This is a genomic window from Variovorax sp. PAMC 28711, assembly GCF_001577265.1.
Classification (GTDB): domain Bacteria; phylum Pseudomonadota; class Gammaproteobacteria; order Burkholderiales; family Burkholderiaceae_C; genus Variovorax.
Map to the genome: position 1 here is coordinate 924,720 of NZ_CP014517.1, position 15,904 is coordinate 940,623.

The window sequence follows — 15,904 nt, forward strand, 5'->3', positions numbered from 1 at the left end:
ACGTAGGACAGCCACCGATGCACGCCCCACATTCCGTTGCTAGACTGTTTCGCACAAAGGAGTCGAGCATGATCCCGCGATCCCCACGCTTCCTCGCGGTGCCCCTCGCAGGCCTGCTGTTCGTCTCGGCCGTGCTGCTCGGGTGCGACGCCAAGCCGTCGATGCCCACACCGAAGGCAGGGTCCAGCGAAGGCCCGACCGCCGCTTCGGGCGGACCGCCCTCCTCCGCCTATCCGGCCGGGATCAAGCCCGCCGCCTCCGGCGACACCGTCATCACTTCCGCCACGCCGAGCAGCGGCCCCTCCGAAGGCGGCGCGGCCGTGGGCGGCATGAGCGCCGGGCAGTCCGGCGGCGCGCCGCCCGCAGGCGGGGCTGCGGCGCCGACGGCTGGCGATGGCAAGACGTCGTCGCAGTCGCAGTAGGCGCAACCGGCGCGTCGCTGCATCACCCGTTTCGTTCTCCCTTAAAAAAACCACCACGATGAAACAATCCACTCTTACCGCGCAGGAGGTTCCGTCATGGACGTGAGCCGCCGTCAGTTCTTCCGCGTGAGCGGTGCCGGCCTGGTCGGCTCCAGCATGGTCGTGCTCGGCTTCTCGCCGACCGCTGCGCTGGCGGAAACGCGCAACTTCAAGCTGGCCCGCACCACCGAGACGCGCAACACCTGCCCGTACTGCTCGGTAGGCTGCGGCGTCATCATGTACAGCCTCGGCGACAAGGCGAAGAACGTGGTGTCGTCCATCCTCCACATCGAGGGCGACGCGGACCATCCGGTCAACCGCGGTACGCTGTGCCCGAAGGGGGCAGGACTGCTGGACTTCGTGCACAGCCCCAACCGGCTCAAGTACCCCGAAGTCCGCGAAGCGGGCACCGATGAGTGGAAGCGCATCAGCTGGGACAGCGCACTCGACCGCATCGCCAAGCTCATGAAGGCCGACCGCGACGCCAACTTCCAGCGCACGAACGCGGCCGGTGCCACGGTCAATCGCTGGACCAGCACGGGCATGTTGTGCGCGTCGGCATCGTCCAACGAGACCGGCTACATCACCCACAAGGCATTCCGCTCGATGGGGATGCTGGTCTTCGACAACCAGGCACGCGTTTGACACGGACCGACGGTGGCCAGTCTGGCCCCGACGTTCGGCAGAGGCGCAATGACCAACCATTGGCAGGACATCCAGAACGCGGATGTCGTGCTGATCATGGGAGGCAACGCCGCGGAAGCGCATCCGTGCGGTTTCAAGTGGGTGATCGAGGCCAAGAAGCAGAACAAGGCCCGCCTGGTGGTGGTCGACCCGCGCTTCACGCGCTCGGCCGCCATGGCCGACTACTACGCGCCGGTGCGTGCAGGGTCGGACATCGCGTTCCTGTCGGGTGTGCTCAATTACCTGCTGAGCAACGACAAGATCCAGACCGAGTACGTGCGCCACTACACCAACGCGCCGTTCATCGTCGGGCCTGACTACAAGTTCGAAGACGGTCTCTTCAGCGGCTACAACGCCGAGAAGCGCAACTACGACCCCAAGTCGTGGGGCTACGCACTCGACGACGCCGGCATGGCCAAGGTCGACATGACCATGCAGGATCCGCAGTGCGTGCTGCAGGTCATGAAGCGGCACTTCTCGCGCTACACGCCGGAACTGGTGAGCCGCATCACCGGCACGCCGCAGGACAAGTTCCTGAAGGTCTGCGACTACATCGCCAGCACCAGCGTGCCGAACCGCACGATGACGGTGATGTATGCGCTCGGCTGGACGCAGCACAGCACGGGCTCGCAGATGATCCGGACCGCAGCCATCATGCAGCTGCTGCTGGGCAACATCGGCGTGGCCGGCGGCGGCATGAACGCGCTGCGCGGGCACAGCAACATCCAGGGCCTGACCGACCTCGGCCTGCTCTCGAATTCGCTGCCGGGCTACATGTCGCTGGCGCGCGATGGCGAGCAGTCGCTCGACGTGTACTACAAGACCCGCGCGCTCAAGCCGCTGCGTCCGAACCAGATGAGCTACTGGCAGAACTACCCGAAGTTCTTCGTCAGCATGCAGAAGTCGTGGTGGGGCAATGCGGCCACCGCAGAGAACGAGTGGGCCTTTCACTACCTGCCCAAGATCGACAAGCTGTACGACGTGCTGCAGGCGTTCGAGCTCATGAACAAGGGCGCGATCAACGGCTACATCTGCCAGGGCTTCAACCCGGTCGGATCCTTCCCCGACAAGAAGAAGATCGTCGACGGCCTCTCCAAGCTAAAGTTTCTGGTCACCATCGATCCGCTCGTCACCGAAACCAGCGAGTTCTGGAAGAACTACGGCGCCTTCAACGACGTGAAGACGGCGGACATCCAGACCACCGTGTTCCGCCTGCCGTCGACTTGCTTCGCCGAGGAAGAGGGCTCGCTGACCAACTCCAGCCGCTGGCTGCAGTGGCACTGGAAGGGCGCGGAGCCCCCGGGCGAGGCGATGGGCGACATCGAGATCGTCGCGGGCATCTTCTCGCGCATCCGTGCGGCCTACCTGAAGGAAGGCGGTGCGTTCCCCGAACCGATCACCCAGCTCACCTGGCCCTACAAGATTCCGCATGCACCGTCGGCCCAGGAGCTGGCGATGGAATACAGCGGGAAAGCGCTCGCCGACCTGGTCGATCCGAAAGATCCGACCAAAGTGCTCGCCAAGGCGGGCGAGCAGTTGTCGGGCTTCGGCCTCTTGCGCGACGACGGCAGCACCGCCTCGGGCTGCTGGATCTACAGCGGCGCCTGGACGCAGGCCGGCAACCAGATGGCGCGGCGCGACAACGCCGATCCGTACGGCATCGGCCAGGCCCTGAACTGGAGTTGGGCATGGCCGGCGAACCGCCGGATCATCTACAACGGCGCCTCGGTCAATCCGACCACCGGGCAACCGTGGATCCCCAAGCGCACGCTGGTCAAGTGGGACGGCAAGGCATGGATCGGCTCCGACGTTCCGGACATCCGGCCCGACGCCAATCCGATGGACCCCGACGCGGTGCGGCCGTTCATCATGACGGCCGAAGGCGTTGCGCGCCTGTTCGCGCCGACCGGCATGGCCGAGGGGCCGCTGCCCGAGCACTACGAGCCTTTCGAGTCGCCGCTGGTCAACAACCTGATGCACCCGAAGAGCGAGGTGGCACGCGCCAACCCCGCGGCGCGCATCTTCAAGGGCGACCTCGAACGACTCGGCGTGCCCAAAGACTTTCCGTACGTGGCGACCAGCTACCGTCTCACCGAGCACTTCCATTACTGGACCAAGAACGTGCGCACCTCGGCCATCATCCAACCGCAGCAGTTCGTCGAAATCGGCGAAGAGCTGGCGAAGGAAAAGGGCATCGAGAACGGCGGCTGGGTCAAGGTGAGCAGCAAGCGCGGCTTCATCAAGGCGGTGGCGCTGGTGAGCAAGCGCATCAACGCGCTGCAGGTCGACGGTCGCACGGTGCACACGGTCGGCCTGCCGAACCACTGGGGCTTCATCGGTCTCGCGAAGCCGGGCTATCTGGTCAACACGCTGACGCCTTTCGTCGGGGATGCGAATACGCAGACGCCCGAATACAAGTCGTTCACCGTCAACATCGAAAAGGCCTGAGCGATGTCATCCCTTCAAACACTCGACATCGCGGCGCGTTCGGCCACCACCACGCCGTCGCCCGACATCCGGCACCGCCCGCAGGTGCAGCAGGTCGCCAAGCTCATCGACGTATCGACCTGCATCGGCTGCAAGGCATGCCAGGTGGCGTGCATGCAATGGAACGATCTGCGCGACGAGATCGGTGACGTGGGCGGAAGCTACAACAACCCGAACGACCTCACGCCCGACTCCTGGACCGTGATGCGTTTCGCCGAGGTCGAACCCGAGCCTGGCAAGCTCGAATGGCTGATCCGCAAGGACGGCTGCATGCACTGCGAGGACCCCGGCTGCCTGAAGGCATGCCCGGCGCCGGGCGCCATCGTCAAGTACAGCAACGGCATCGTCGACTTCATCAGCGAGCACTGCGTCGGTTGCGGCAACTGCGTGACCGGCTGCCCGTTCGACGTGCCACGCATCAGCCAGGGCGACAACAAGGCCTACAAGTGCTCGTTGTGCTCCGACCGCGTGGGCGTGGGCCTGGAGCCGGCCTGCGTCAAGGCCTGCCCGACCGGCGCCATCCACTTCGGCACCAAGGAAGACATGCACGAGTACGCCTCGGAGCGCATCGTCGACCTGAAGGAACGCGGCTTCGCGAATGCCGGCGTGTACGACCCGGCCGGCGTCGGCGGCACGCACGTGATGTACGTGCTGCAGCATGCCGATCGTCCCGGCCTCTACAGCAACCTCCCGAAAGACCCGCACATCAGTCCGCTGGTCTCGCTCTGGAAGGGCGCGGCCAAACCACTGGCGGTGCTTGCGATGGTGGGCGCGGTCGTGGGCAGCTTCTTCCACTACATGAAGGTCGGCCCGATCGAGGCCAAGGAAGAAGTCGACCCCCGAGAACACGGCGACGGCGATGGCAACACCGTGATCATCGAAGAACCGCCGCAGACCCACGAGGCACCGAAGGAGACACCGCGATGACTGCCAGACTGCTTCGACGCTACCGCGACAGCACCCGCCTGAACCACTGGTTCGTGGCGATCCTGTTCTTCGCTGCGGCGCTTTCCGGCCTCGCGTTCTTCCACCCGTCGCTGTTCTTTTTCAGCGCGCTGTTCGGCGGCGGTCCGTGGACGCGCATCCTGCACCCGTTCCTCGGCGTGGCGATGGTGCTCGGCTTCGCCTTCCTGTTCTTCACGATGTGGCGGGAGAACGTGCTCGACCGCAGCGACCGGGACTGGATCGCGAACGCGCCGGCCATGCTCAAGGGCGACAAGTCGCACATGCCGCCGGTCGGCAAGTACAACGCCGGTCAGAAACTCGTGTTCTGGGCCTTCGCCATCAGCCTGGTGCTGCTGCTCGTGACCGGCTTCATGTTCTGGAGCCCGTGGTTCGTGGGCTTCTTCCCGATCCTGTTGCGCCGCATCGCGGTGGTGGTGCATGCCGCGTCGGCGGTGGTGCTGATCCTCTCGGTCATCACGCACATCTACGCGGCGCTGTGGGTCAAGGGCAGCATTCGCGCCATGACGCGCGGCACCGTGACCGAAGGCTGGGCCAAGCTCAACCACCCGCTGTGGCACAAAAAAATGACGCGCGGTGAATAATGCGCGCTCGATGACACCCAGCCCCGACACCACCGCGCCGCTTCGCACCACACGCGTTCTTTCGGCAGAAGAAATTGCCATGCAGGCCGGGCGGCAGATGCCGTTTGTGCGGCTGCCGGTGCGCGCCGCCGTTTTCTCCGATCGACAGCTGCGTCTGCGGCAGCTCGCCGCATCGCATCCGATGCGCGACTACCTGCTGTTCGTCGCCGACCTGGCCGCTGCGCAGCACCTCGTGCTGAAGGACTGTCCGGACATCGCCATTCCCGATCCGACTGCGTGCATGGCTGCAGCCAAGGCGCTGAAGCCGCCGACCCCGGCATTCGGCTGGTCGCGCGACCCGGTGTGGCGTGCCGAGCTGCGCCGGCTGCTCGACACCTTCGGCGCGACGCTCGCGGCGGGCCCCGTCAAGGACACCGTCGACCGCCTGCGCGCCGCGCCGGACGACTGGATCGACAGCCAGGCCGACCGGCTGTCGCGCCGCATCACGCTGGGCCTCGACCTGGCGACCGCACCGCTGATCGCGGCCGGCCTGCAGGTGTACTGGACGCAGTTGGCCATCCACACGGCGGCGGCCCACGGCGAGCGCGTGTTCGGCCACACCGAACCCGGCACCCTCTGTCCCTGCTGCGGCAGCGTGCCGACGGCGAGCATCACGCGCATCGGCGCCGAAGACGCCGGATTCCGCTACCTGCACTGCTCGCTGTGCAGCACGCAGTGGCACTACGTGCGCATCAAGTGCACGCACTGCGAAAGCACCAAGGGCATTCACTTCGAGGAACTGGCACCCGTCGACGCCAATGCCGAAGCGCGTGCCACGGCCGCCCGCCCCGGCGCCATCAAGGCCGAGTGCTGCGACGTCTGCAGCCACTATCTCAAGCAGGTGTCGATGGAAAAAGATTCCGAGGTCGAACCGGTGGCGGACGACCTCGCCAGCGTGGCGCTCGACCTGCTGGTGTCCGATGCCGGCATGGACCGCAGCGGCCACAACCTGATGCTGCTGTTCGGCGACCCCGAACCCGACAACGACGGCGGAGGCGGCTGATGGCCGCGCCCGAAGAGTCCGTGGTCCACGGCTCGACGGCAAGGCCCTCCGATCTGCCTTCTGTCGATCAACTGCTGCGCGGCGACGCAGCCTCCACCCTGCTCATCGCCCACGGTCGCACGCTGGTCGTCACCGAAGCGCGCGCGTTGCTCGACGGCTTGCGCCAACGGGCGATCGCCGGCACCTTGCCGCTGGCCGAGGTGGACGTTGCCGCACTCGTCTCGGGACTCGCATCGCGCATCGACCAGCGCCTCGCGCCCCGCATGCGCGGCGTGCTCAACCTGACGGGCACCGTCATCCACACCAATCTCGGCCGTGCGGTGCTGGCCGATGCGGCGCTGCAGCGCTTGCTCACGGTGATGACCTCGCCGAACAATCTCGAATACGACCTCGTGTCGGGTGGCCGCGGCGACCGCGATTCGCTCATCGAAGACCTGCTCTGCACGATCACCGGCGCCGAGGCAGCGACCGTGGTCAACAACAACGCCGCCGCCGTGCTGCTGACCATCGCCGCGCTGGCACGCGACCGCGAGGTGATCGTCTCGCGCGGCGAGCTGGTCGAGATCGGCGGCGCCTTCCGCATGCCCGACGTGATGGCCAGTGCCGGCGCGCACATGGTCGAAGTCGGCACCACCAACCGCACGCACCCGGCCGACTACGAGCGCGCGATCACCGAGCGCACCGGCCTCGTGATGAAGGTGCACACCAGCAACTACGCGGTGCAGGGCTTCACCGCCGCGGTCGACGAGAAGACGCTGGCCGGCATCGCCCATGCGCGCGGCGTGCCGCTGGCCACCGACCTGGGCAGCGGCTCGCTGGTCGACCTGGCGCACTACGGCCTGCCGCGCGAGCCGCTGCCGCAGGAGATGCTCGCGGCCGGTTGCGACGTGGTCACTTTTTCCGGCGACAAGCTGCTGGGCGGCCCCCAGGCCGGCCTCATCGTCGGCAGCAAGGCGGCCGTCGGCCGCATCCGCCAATTCCCGATGAAGCGGGCGCTGCGGATGAGCAAGCTGCCGCTGGCTGCGCTGGAAGCCACGCTGATGCTGTACCTGCGGCCGGAACGCCTGGCGCAGGACCTGCCGACGCTGCGCCTGCTGACGCGGCCGGCCAACGCCATCCGCGACCTCGCGCGCACGCTGCAACCGGTGGTGGCCGCAGCCGTCGCGCCGCGCTTCACGGTCGAGGTGGTCGAGCTGCTCGGGCAGATCGGCTCGGGCTCGCTGCCCGTCGAGCGCCTGCCGTCGGCCGGCCTCGCGCTGGTGCCGGCCGGCACGTCGAAAAAGGGGCTGGGCACTGCGCTCGATGCGCTGGCGACGGCGCTGCGCCAACTGCCGCTGCCCGTCATCGGCCGCATCGCGGATGATCGTCTGCTGCTCGACCTGCGCTGCCTCGAAGCCAGCGCGCCGTTTGTCGACCAGCTGCCTGCGCTGCGCGCTCGCCTGCAATAACTCTTTACCTCCTTCGGAAACGCCCATGCGCCACCTCGATCTGCTCGCCCCCCTCCTGACCGACACGCTGGCGCCCTTGGCCCAGCGCACCGACACCGAGGGCCGCTTTCCGCGCGAGGTGATCCAGGCCCTCGGCGACGCCGGCCTGCTCGGGCTCGTGTCCGCAACGTCGGTCGGCGGCATGGGCCACGGCTTGGCCGAAGCGGCGCAGGTCGTCTCGGGCATCGCGCAGAGCTGCCCGTCGACGGCGATGGTGGTGTGCATGCACTACTGCGCGACCGCCGTGCTCGAACAGTCGGGCAGCGAGGCCGTGCGCACGGCCATCGCGAGCGGCCGGCACCTGAGCACCCTCGCCTTCTCCGAAGCCGATTCGCGCAGCCACTTCTGGGCGCCGACCGGCACCGCACGCGCGGAAGGCGACGGCGTCGTGCTCGACGCACGCAAGAGCTGGGTCACCTCGGCCTTCGAAGCAGACAGCTACGTGTGGTCGAGCAAGCCGCTCGCCGCCGAAGGCACGAGCACGCTGTGGTTCGTCGACGCCAAGGCAACGGGCCTGGCCCAACCCTTCAAGTTCGACGGCCTCGGCCTGCGCGGCAACGCGTCGACGCCGATCACGGCCGAGGGCGTGCGCGTCGCGGCCGGCGATCGCCTGTGCGAAGACGGCAAGGGCTTCGACACGATGATGGGCACGGTGCTGCCGTGGTTCACCACGCTCAGCGCGGCCTGCTCGGTCGGCCTGATGGAAGGCGCCCTGTCGCGCGCGATCGGCCATGTGGGCCAGACGCGCCATGTGCACCTCGACAGTTCGCTGGCCGACCTGCCGACCATCCGCGCCTACCTGGCCCGCGCACGCATCAAGACCGACATGGCGCAGGCGCTGCTGGGCGACACCATTGCCGCCATCGGCGCCGGTCGACCCGACACCCTGCTGCGCGTGCTCGAAGTGAAGGCGGCCGCCGCCGAGACTGCCCTCGAAGTCACCGACATCGCGATGCGCGTGTGCGGCGGCGCGGCCTTCCGCAAGGAGGCCGGCATCGAGCGCCTGTTCCGCGATGCGCGCGCCTCGAGCGTGATGGCGCCCACGTCCGACGTGCTTTACGACTTCATCGGCAAGGCCATCACCGGCCTGCCGTTGTTCTGAAAGAAACCACATGACCCCACCGACACTGATCATGGGCGCCGTCGCCTACGCGCCCAAGGTCGTCACCATCTGGGAAGGCTTCAAGGCCTTCTTCGTGGCGCACGGCCTGCCCTTCGACTACGTGCTGTATTCGAACTACGAACGCCAGGTGGAGGCGCAGTTCGAAGGCGCGATCCACGTTGCGTGGAACTCGCCGCTGGCCTGGGTGCGCGCCGATCGCATCGCACGCAGCAAGGGTCTCCAGGTGCACTCGGTCGCGATGCGCGACACCGACATCGACCTGCGCTCGGTGATCGTCGTGCGCGCCGACAGCGGCATCCAGATCCCCACCGACCTGCGCGGCAAGACCGTCGGCGCGGGCGCGCTCGATTCGCCGCAGGCCACGCTGATTCCGCTGGACCACCTGCGCACCGAAGAAGGCCTGGTGCAGCGCGACGACTTCACGCTGAAGTACTTCGACGTGCTCGGCGGCAAGCATGGCGACCACATCGGCGGCGAGCGCGATGCGGCCCGCGCGCTGATGGCCGGCGAGATCGACGCCTGCTGCCTCATCGCCGGCAACCACTTGGCCTTCGGCCTCGACGGCACGCTGCCCGCCGGCAGCACGCGCGTCATCGCGAGTACCGCGCCCTTCGACCACTGCAACTTCACGACCAGCCCCGGCGCGCCCGAAGGGCTCATCGACCGCTTCGTGACGCTGCTGCTGTCGATGCGCTGGGACGATCCCGCCGTGCGACCGCTGCTCGAACTCGAAGGCCTGCGCGAGTGGCGCACCGGCCGCACCAGCGGCTACGCGCAGCTCGAGCGCGCGGTCGACGACGAACGTTTCTACAGCCCCGATGGCCGCATCCTCAACGCCGACTATCGATATTGAGTCGCTGGGCCTCGAAGAAGGCGCCCTGCTGCTCATCCGCCGCGCGCTGGCCGAACAGCCCGCGGGCGGTGCGCTGTGCGTGCAGGGCTCGGCGCCTGCGTGGGATCTGCATCTCGAAGCGTGGTGCCGGCAGCAGGGCCACGGCGTGCGCTTCACGACCAGCGAAGCCGGCGTGACACAAGCCCACCTGACGCGCGCGCTGCACGCCGAAGGTCGCTGGCACGGTGCGCAAACGACAGGCGATGCGGCGCAAGGCCCGGCCGAAGACGCGCTCGCCGGCTGGGGCCTTGCCGCGCGCGGCGCGACCGTCGAAGCCGGCAGCCCGCCCTTCGCCTTCGCGCTGCACCGTCGCAACGAACTCTGGGCCGCCACCGCCGGCGAGCTCTATGCGCAGGCCGCGGCCGCGCAGTGGGACCCGGCGACCGCCGTCGACTGGAACGCGCCCTTCGACCTGCCGCCGCCGGTCGAGGCCGCCGTGGTCCAGGTCATGACCTACCTCATCGAGAACGAGAACGCTGCGCTGCTGGTGCCGGCGCGCCACCTCGGCCAGGTGCATCCGCACTACCGCGAGGTGCTGCAACTGCTGGCGCTGCAATGCGCCGACGAGGCACGGCATATCGAGGTGTTCACGCGCCGCGCGACGCTGCGGGGTGCGAGCCCGGCGCTCTCGACCGCCGGCGGCCAGGCCAGCCTGCAATCGCTGTTCGACGCGCCCGACTTCTCCATCGCCACCTTCCTGCTGTCGGTGCTCGGCGAAGGCAGCTTCATCAACCTGCTGAACTTCCTGCACGCGCATGCGCCCGATCCGGTGACGCGGCAGATCGCGCGACTCGCAGCACGCGACGAGGCGCGGCATGTCGCCTTCGGCATGGCGCACCTCGAGTACCGGCTGGCCGAAGAACCCGACTATCAGATCCGCCTGCGCAACGCGATCGAGCAGCGCTACGACGCGCTCGCCAACACCGCCGGCCTGAACGAGGAGGTGTTCGACGCGCTGGTGCTGCTGGCCGCGGGTGAGCTCACGCTGCCCGCCGTGAAGCGCGGACACGAGGCGGTGCAACAGCTCAAGCGCGACATGGCGTCCGGCCGCCGCGCCCGGCTGGGACGCCTCGGCTTCGAACGTGCCGAAGCCGACCGGCTGGCCGACATGCACACGCGCAACTTCATGTGAGGCCGGAGCCGCGACCATGATCATCGGCACCGCCGGCCACATCGACCACGGCAAGACCACGCTGGTGCGCGCGCTCACCGGCGTCGACACCGACCGGCTGCCTGAAGAGAAGCGCCGCGGCATCTCGATCGAGCTCGGTTACGCGTACCTTCGCGCGGCCGATGCCACCTCGCTCGGCTTCGTCGACGTGCCCGGCCACGAGCGCCTGTTGCACACCATGCTGGCCGGCGCCACCGGCGTCGACCACGCGCTGCTGGTGGTGGCCGCCGACGACGGCGTGATGCCGCAGACGCGCGAACATCTCGCCGTGGTCGCGCTGCTGGGCCTGCAGCGCGGCAGCGTCGCGATCACCAAGGTCGATCGCATCGACACGGTCGAGCGCGCGGCCCGCATTGCGCAGGTGCGGGCCGAGATCGATGCGCTGCTGGCCAGCACGCCGCTCGCGGGTGCGCCGGTCTTTCCGGTGTCCGCCACCACCGGCGAAGGCGTCGATGCGCTGCGCGATCACCTCGTCGCCGAAGCGCGCACCGCGCGTTTTTACGACGATGCGCTCGCCTTCCGCCTGCCGGTCGATCGCGCCTTCACCCTGTCCGGCGTGGGCACGGTCGTCACCGGCTCGGTCATGGCCGGCAGCGTCCGCATCGGCGACGAACTGCTCGTCATGCCCGGCGAACGCAAGGTGCGCGTGCGCGGCATCCACGCGCAGAACGAGCAGGCCGAGTCGGCAGAAGCCGGCCAGCGTTGCGCCTTGGCGCTCGCCGGCATCGCCAGGGAAGACGTGCACCGCGGCCAGTGGCTGTGCGCACCCACCATTGCGCTGACGACGGCGCGCATCGACGTGCAACTCACGCTGTGGCCCGGCGAGGCGAACGCCCTGCGCTCCGGCACCACCGTGCACGCGCACCTGGGCGCGAGCGACGTGATGGCGTCGGTCGCGCTGCTCGACCGCAACGTGCTCGCACCCGGCGACACCGCACCCGCGCAACTCGTGCTGCGCGAGTCCTTGAGCGCCTGGCACGGCGACCGCGGCGTGCTGCGCGACGCATCGGCCATGCGCACGCTGGCCGGCGTGCGCGTGCTCGACCCCTTCGCGCCCACGCGCTACCGCCGCACGCCGGAGCGCCTGCAGGCTCGCGCGGCGTGGGCATTGGAAGACCGCAGCGCGCGCCTCGAAGCGCTGCTCGTGGGCGCGCCGCTGGGCCTCGATACAGACCGCACGCGCCGCGCGCTCGCGCTGCGCGCCGACGCCGCGCTGCCGTTGCCGTCCGACGCCGTGCACCTCGCCAACGCCGCCGTGGCGCGCCAGCACCTGGCAGCGTTGCAGCAGTCGATCACCGATCGGCTCACCGCCTTTCATCGCAGCGCGCCCGAAGAGGTCGGCCCCGATCTGCGGCGACTCAAGCGCCTGGCCGGCCCGCGCGTCGGCGATGCGCTGTGGCAGCACGCCGTCGAGGCGCTCCTCGCCACCGGCGCCCTCGCGCGAAGCGGTCACTGGCTGCACCTGCCGGCCCACGCCGCGGTGCTGAGCGCCGCCGAAGAACGGCTCGCGCAAAAGCTCTTGCCGCAGCTCGCCGACGGCGGCTTCGACCCGCCGTGGGTGCGCGATCTCGCCGTGGGCAGCGGTGCCACCGAACCCGTGGTGCGGCAGACGCTCGCGAGCCTGGCGCGACGCGGCCAGACCTGGCAGGTGGTCAAGGACTTGTACTATCCGTCAGTGACGATCGCGCGGCTGGCCGCGCTGGCCCGCGAATGCGTCGCGCAGCCCGAGGGGCTGCAGGCTGCGAGCTTTCGCGACGCCACCGGCCTCGGCCGCAAGCGCGCGATCCAGCTGCTGGAATTTTTCGACCGCATCGGGTTCACGCGGCGCGTGAAAGACCAGCATCTGCTGCGGCCGGACACGGTGTTGTTCCCATGAATTTGCACGCATGCATGGGAGGGAATCGTCCCTGGTGGGGCGGCCGGGCTTCAAACCCGGTGGGTGGCGCCACGCGTCGCCGGGAGGGTTCGACTCCCTCTCCCTTCCGCCCTTTCGCGGCGGGCGCGCTCACATAGACGACCTGCTCTCGCGCCGCGCCGAATTCCAGCGCAAGAGCGCCACCGAGCGCAGTGCGTACCTGGCGATGCTCGCCAAGATGCGCGACGACGGTTGGGGCGATGCGGAAAACGCGCGTTTCGTCGGCGGACGCGACCTCAGCGTGCCGGGGGGCCATGCGCGCGGTCACACGCGCGCGGTGCTCACCATCGCGTCGCTTCGCGGCGCCGATACCGCCGACAACGATCTGTTCGACCTGTTGCCGCGACTTCACAAACGCGCCGAGGACATCGGGCGCATCGCGGGCATCAACGCATCAGCATGAACCCGACGGCCACCACGCCCGCACCGCCGAGCACCATCACCAGGCGCTTCACGCCGCTCGTCTTGCGCCGTCCGCGGTAGTTTTCGAGGCGCGCGGGCAGCGTGCGGATTTCGTCCATCGATCGGGGCGGTTCCAGTCGCTCGTCCAGTGCGATCGCCTTGAAGAGTGGCGTCAGCACCGGATGCCCGGCGACGTCCTCTGCGACGGTGTTCGGGTGGTCGTGCACGTTGGCGATGAAGGTCATCAGCACATGGCCCTGTGGCGTGAAGCCGATGTCTTCGCCGGTCATCACGAGCACACCTTGGTCGATCAACGCATCGAGGCCGCGGCGCACGTAGGGCCTCTCATTCACCGGCACCGTCAATTGCAGCCCGGTGCGCGACGTCTTCTGGGTTTGCGTGGCGATGCATCGCTGGTGCACCAGCGATGCGAGCACGCCGGCAAACGCCTCGCGCTCGGTGAGTGCTCTGGCGGTGCCGGAGCGTGAAGGTGGGTTCATGAAAACGACTCTGCAAATGAATGGGATGCGGAAGTGACCCGCATTGTTTACGTGGCAACACCGCAGGTGGATGTGGCCATTTTTCTGATTTTCAGTAGCGCTTTGCGGGCAGGTCGCTCGGCGTCCAGTCCGACGCGGGACGGGAATGCGGCGATGCAACCTGAGCGCATGACCGATCCAAGAAATGTCGCGCACGACAAGAAAGTGCAACAAGAGAAGAAACACCGCGGCGAGGAAGTCGCACCCGACGCAGAACACGCACCGCAGCCCGGCATGAAGCCGGCGCTCAAGCATTCCGGCGAAAAGGCGGACGACGCTGCCGACGACAAGGGCGAGGGCACCTGATGTCCAGCGTGCCCACGACCCCCACCGCGCCCGAAGGGCCGGAAAGCGAAGCGCTGATCGAACAGGCGCGCCACGAGGCCCAGGAAAAGATCGCCGCCCTGCATGCCGAAGAAGGCACCGTGAACTCCGAAGGCGCCCAGAACTCGCCGAGCCCCGAAGACGTGATCCCCGAACAGGCGCCCGAAGAGGCGCCTTGAACAAGCCACCAGACCCCACCGCTGGAACCACGATGTCGACACCCCCAAATTTTTTCGAAGTCCGCCGACGCGGCGTGCTCGCCGGTGGCCTGGCCACCGCGGCAGGCACCGTTCTGCCAGCGGCGTCCAGCCACGCACAGGCATCCGGCGCCACCGCGCCTGCGAACGGCGGCACCGGCCCCACGCCGATGCTGCCGGTCGCGCTCAAGGTCAACGGTCGCACCCACGCGCTGAACCTCGACACACGCACGACCTTGCTTGACGCGCTGCGCGAGCACATCCAGTTGACTGGCTCCAAGAAGGGGTGCGACCACGGCCAGTGCGGTGCTTGCACCGTGCTGGTCAACGGACGGCGCATCAACAGCTGCCTCACATTGGCGGTGCTGCACGACGGCGACGAGATCACGACGATCGAAGGCCTCGGCACGCCGGACCAGCTGCATCCGATGCAGGCGGCGTTCGTCAAGCACGATGGCTTTCAGTGCGGCTACTGCACGCCGGGGCAAATCTGTTCCGCCGTTGGCGCGCTACAGGAAATCAAGGCCGGAATTCCCAGTCATGTGAGTGTCGACGTGACGGCCATCCAGCGCGCCACGCCGGACGAAATCCGCGAGCGCATGAGCGGCAACATCTGCCGCTGCGGCGCCTATGCCAACATCCTCGACGCCATCCAGGAAGTCGCTGGCGTTCCGGGAGACAGGGCATGAAGCAGTTCACCTTCGAGCGGGCCACGACGCCCGCCGGTGCTGCCGCTGCACTGGCCCACACGCCGGGCGCCAAGCTGATCGCAGGCGGCACCAACCTGCTGGACCTGATGAAGCTGCAGATCGAAACGCCGACGCACCTCATCGATATCAACCGGCTGAACCTGAATCAGGTCGAAGACGTGCAAGGCGGCGGCTTGCGCATCGGCGCCCTCGTGCGCAACACCGACCTCGCTGCGCATCCGCGCGTGCGCAGCGACTACGCCGTGCTGAGCCGGGCCCTGATGTCGGGCGCCTCGGGCCAGCTGCGCAACAAGGCGACGACCGCGGGCAACCTGCTGCAACGCACGCGCTGCCCCTACTTCTACGACACGACCAAACCCTGCAACAAGCGGCAGTCCGGCACGGGCTGCTCGGCGATCGGCGGCTTCGATCGCAACCTGGCGATCCTGGCGACCAGCGACCAGTGCATCGCCACGCATCCGAGCGACATGGCTGTGGCCATGCGCCTGCTCGACGCGTCGGTCGAAACGGTGCGCGCCGACGGCTCGCAGCGTGCGATCCCGATCGCCGATTTCCATCGGCCGCCCGGCACCACGCCGCAGGTCGAGAACGCGCTCGCGCGCGACGAAATGATCACTTCGGTCACGCTGCCCGCGCCGCTCGGCGGCAAGCACATCTACCGCAAGGTGCGCGACCGCGCCTCGTATGCCTTCGCGCTGATTTCGGTGGCGGCCGTGGTCCAGCCCGACGGGCGCGGGCGCTTCGCCTACGGCGGCCTGGCCCCCAAGCCGTGGCGCGTGGAAGCGGCCGAATCGCAGACCGACGCGGCGGCCATTGCGCGCGTCACGCTGGCCGGTGCACGCACCAGTGAACACAACGCGTTCAAGCCGCTTTTGGTGGAACGCACGCTGGCTTCGGTGCTGGCGGAATCGAGAAGCTGACAC

16 protein-coding genes and 1 tRNA gene are annotated in these 15,904 nt (G+C 68.2%); 16 read left to right on the forward strand and 1 reads right to left on the reverse strand.

The window, feature by feature from the left end:
* The first annotated feature begins 68 nt into the window (after positions 1–68).
* From AX767_RS04715 to AX767_RS20915, 12 genes are all read left to right on the forward strand, one after another.
* On the forward strand, positions 69–422 hold the full coding sequence (locus tag AX767_RS04715; protein WP_237288553.1) for a hypothetical protein: 354 nt from the start codon (positions 69–71) through the stop codon (positions 420–422).
* Positions 423–518: 96 nt separating this feature from the next.
* Complete coding sequence (gene fdnG / locus AX767_RS04725) at positions 519–3,593, forward strand: formate dehydrogenase-N subunit alpha (protein WP_156480958.1); 3,075 nt, start codon at positions 519–521, stop codon at positions 3,591–3,593.
* A gap of 3 nt (positions 3,594–3,596) precedes the next feature.
* Positions 3,597–4,559, forward strand: a complete 963-nt coding sequence (gene fdxH, locus AX767_RS04730; protein WP_068629081.1) for a formate dehydrogenase subunit beta — start codon at positions 3,597–3,599, stop codon at positions 4,557–4,559.
* Positions 4,556–5,179 carry a formate dehydrogenase subunit gamma gene (locus tag AX767_RS04735; protein ID WP_068629083.1) on the forward strand — a complete coding sequence of 208 codons (624 nt, stop codon included), beginning with the start codon at positions 4,556–4,558 and terminating at the stop codon, positions 5,177–5,179. The genes fdxH and AX767_RS04735 overlap by 4 nt, the downstream gene beginning before the upstream one ends.
* Positions 5,180–5,189: 10 nt before the next feature.
* Entirely contained in the window at positions 5,190–6,221 is a 1,032-nt protein-coding gene (gene fdhE, locus AX767_RS04740; RefSeq protein WP_082754819.1) for a formate dehydrogenase accessory protein FdhE, read from the forward strand.
* Positions 6,221–7,669, forward strand: coding sequence for an L-seryl-tRNA(Sec) selenium transferase (selA, locus tag AX767_RS04745; RefSeq protein ID WP_068629087.1), 1,449 nt, complete (start codon positions 6,221–6,223; stop codon positions 7,667–7,669). Before fdhE ends, selA begins: the two co-directional genes overlap by 1 nt.
* Positions 7,670–7,694: 25 nt before the next feature.
* A complete protein-coding gene (locus tag AX767_RS04750; protein ID WP_156480959.1) occupies positions 7,695–8,810 on the forward strand; it encodes an acyl-CoA dehydrogenase family protein in 1,116 nt (371 codons plus the stop codon).
* Positions 8,811–8,820: 10 nt separating this feature from the next.
* Positions 8,821–9,684, forward strand: coding sequence for a phosphate/phosphite/phosphonate ABC transporter substrate-binding protein (locus AX767_RS04755; RefSeq protein ID WP_068629089.1), 864 nt, complete (start codon positions 8,821–8,823; stop codon positions 9,682–9,684).
* Positions 9,650–10,855, forward strand: a complete 1,206-nt coding sequence (locus AX767_RS04760; RefSeq protein ID WP_068629091.1) for a ferritin-like domain-containing protein — start codon at positions 9,650–9,652, stop codon at positions 10,853–10,855. Before AX767_RS04755 ends, AX767_RS04760 begins: the two co-directional genes overlap by 35 nt.
* Positions 10,856–10,871: 16 nt before the next feature.
* Positions 10,872–12,770 carry a selenocysteine-specific translation elongation factor gene (gene selB, locus AX767_RS04765; RefSeq protein WP_068629092.1) on the forward strand — a complete coding sequence of 633 codons (1,899 nt, stop codon included), beginning with the start codon at positions 10,872–10,874 and terminating at the stop codon, positions 12,768–12,770.
* A 16-nt stretch (positions 12,771–12,786) separates the two neighbouring features.
* Positions 12,787–12,879: transfer RNA gene (locus AX767_RS04770), tRNA-Sec, on the forward strand.
* Between the two features lie 96 nt (positions 12,880–12,975).
* On the forward strand, positions 12,976–13,212 hold the full coding sequence (locus AX767_RS20915; RefSeq protein ID WP_082754821.1) for a hypothetical protein: 237 nt from the start codon (positions 12,976–12,978) through the stop codon (positions 13,210–13,212).
* Here the strand turns inward: AX767_RS20915 and AX767_RS04775 are convergent.
* Positions 13,196–13,711 carry a hypothetical protein gene (locus tag AX767_RS04775; protein WP_068629094.1) on the reverse strand — a complete coding sequence of 172 codons (516 nt, stop codon included), beginning with the start codon at positions 13,709–13,711 and terminating at the stop codon, positions 13,196–13,198. The two genes, AX767_RS20915 and AX767_RS04775, sit on opposite strands and share 17 nt — an antisense overlap.
* A 33-nt stretch (positions 13,712–13,744) precedes the next feature.
* Between AX767_RS04775 and AX767_RS21520 the strand changes: the two genes are divergently transcribed.
* From AX767_RS21520 to AX767_RS04790, 4 genes are read left to right on the forward strand one after another with little or no spacing between them, the layout of a single operon-like run.
* Positions 13,745–14,056, forward strand: a complete 312-nt coding sequence (locus tag AX767_RS21520) for a hypothetical protein (protein ID WP_168164785.1) — start codon at positions 13,745–13,747, stop codon at positions 14,054–14,056.
* Positions 14,056–14,253, forward strand: a complete 198-nt coding sequence (locus tag AX767_RS04780) for a hypothetical protein (RefSeq protein WP_068629095.1) — start codon at positions 14,056–14,058, stop codon at positions 14,251–14,253. The genes AX767_RS21520 and AX767_RS04780 overlap by 1 nt, the downstream gene beginning before the upstream one ends.
* A 32-nt stretch (positions 14,254–14,285) precedes the next feature.
* Entirely contained in the window at positions 14,286–14,960 is a 675-nt protein-coding gene (gene paoA, locus AX767_RS04785) for an aldehyde dehydrogenase iron-sulfur subunit PaoA (protein WP_068629097.1), read from the forward strand.
* Positions 14,957–15,901, forward strand: coding sequence for an FAD binding domain-containing protein (locus tag AX767_RS04790; RefSeq protein ID WP_068629099.1), 945 nt, complete (start codon positions 14,957–14,959; stop codon positions 15,899–15,901). The genes paoA and AX767_RS04790 overlap by 4 nt, the downstream gene beginning before the upstream one ends.
* Positions 15,902–15,904: the final 3 nt, after the last annotated feature.

Bases quoted from the DNA above. Each gene is read 5' to 3' on its own strand.
- AX767_RS04715 (WP_237288553.1), top strand. From the start codon at position 69: ATGATCCCGCGATCCCCACGCTTCCTCGCGGTGCCCCTCGCAGGCCTG.
- fdxH (WP_068629081.1), top strand. From the start codon at position 3,597: ATGTCATCCCTTCAAACACTCGACATCGCGGCGCGTTCGGCCACCACC.
- AX767_RS04735 (WP_068629083.1), top strand. From the start codon at position 4,556: ATGACTGCCAGACTGCTTCGACGCTACCGCGACAGCACCCGCCTGAAC.
- fdhE (WP_082754819.1), top strand. From the start codon at position 5,190: ATGACACCCAGCCCCGACACCACCGCGCCGCTTCGCACCACACGCGTT.
- selA (WP_068629087.1), top strand. From the start codon at position 6,221: ATGGCCGCGCCCGAAGAGTCCGTGGTCCACGGCTCGACGGCAAGGCCC.
- AX767_RS04750 (WP_156480959.1), top strand. From the start codon at position 7,695: ATGCGCCACCTCGATCTGCTCGCCCCCCTCCTGACCGACACGCTGGCG.
- AX767_RS04755 (WP_068629089.1), top strand. From the start codon at position 8,821: ATGACCCCACCGACACTGATCATGGGCGCCGTCGCCTACGCGCCCAAG.
- AX767_RS04760 (WP_068629091.1), top strand. From the start codon at position 9,650: ATGGCCGCATCCTCAACGCCGACTATCGATATTGAGTCGCTGGGCCTC.
- selB (WP_068629092.1), top strand. From the start codon at position 10,872: ATGATCATCGGCACCGCCGGCCACATCGACCACGGCAAGACCACGCTG.
- AX767_RS20915 (WP_082754821.1), top strand. From the start codon at position 12,976: ATGCTCGCCAAGATGCGCGACGACGGTTGGGGCGATGCGGAAAACGCG.
- AX767_RS04775 (WP_068629094.1), bottom strand. From the start codon at position 13,711: ATGAACCCACCTTCACGCTCCGGCACCGCCAGAGCACTCACCGAGCGC.
- AX767_RS04780 (WP_068629095.1), top strand. From the start codon at position 14,056: ATGTCCAGCGTGCCCACGACCCCCACCGCGCCCGAAGGGCCGGAAAGC.
- paoA (WP_068629097.1), top strand. From the start codon at position 14,286: ATGTCGACACCCCCAAATTTTTTCGAAGTCCGCCGACGCGGCGTGCTC.
- AX767_RS04790 (WP_068629099.1), top strand. From the start codon at position 14,957: ATGAAGCAGTTCACCTTCGAGCGGGCCACGACGCCCGCCGGTGCTGCC.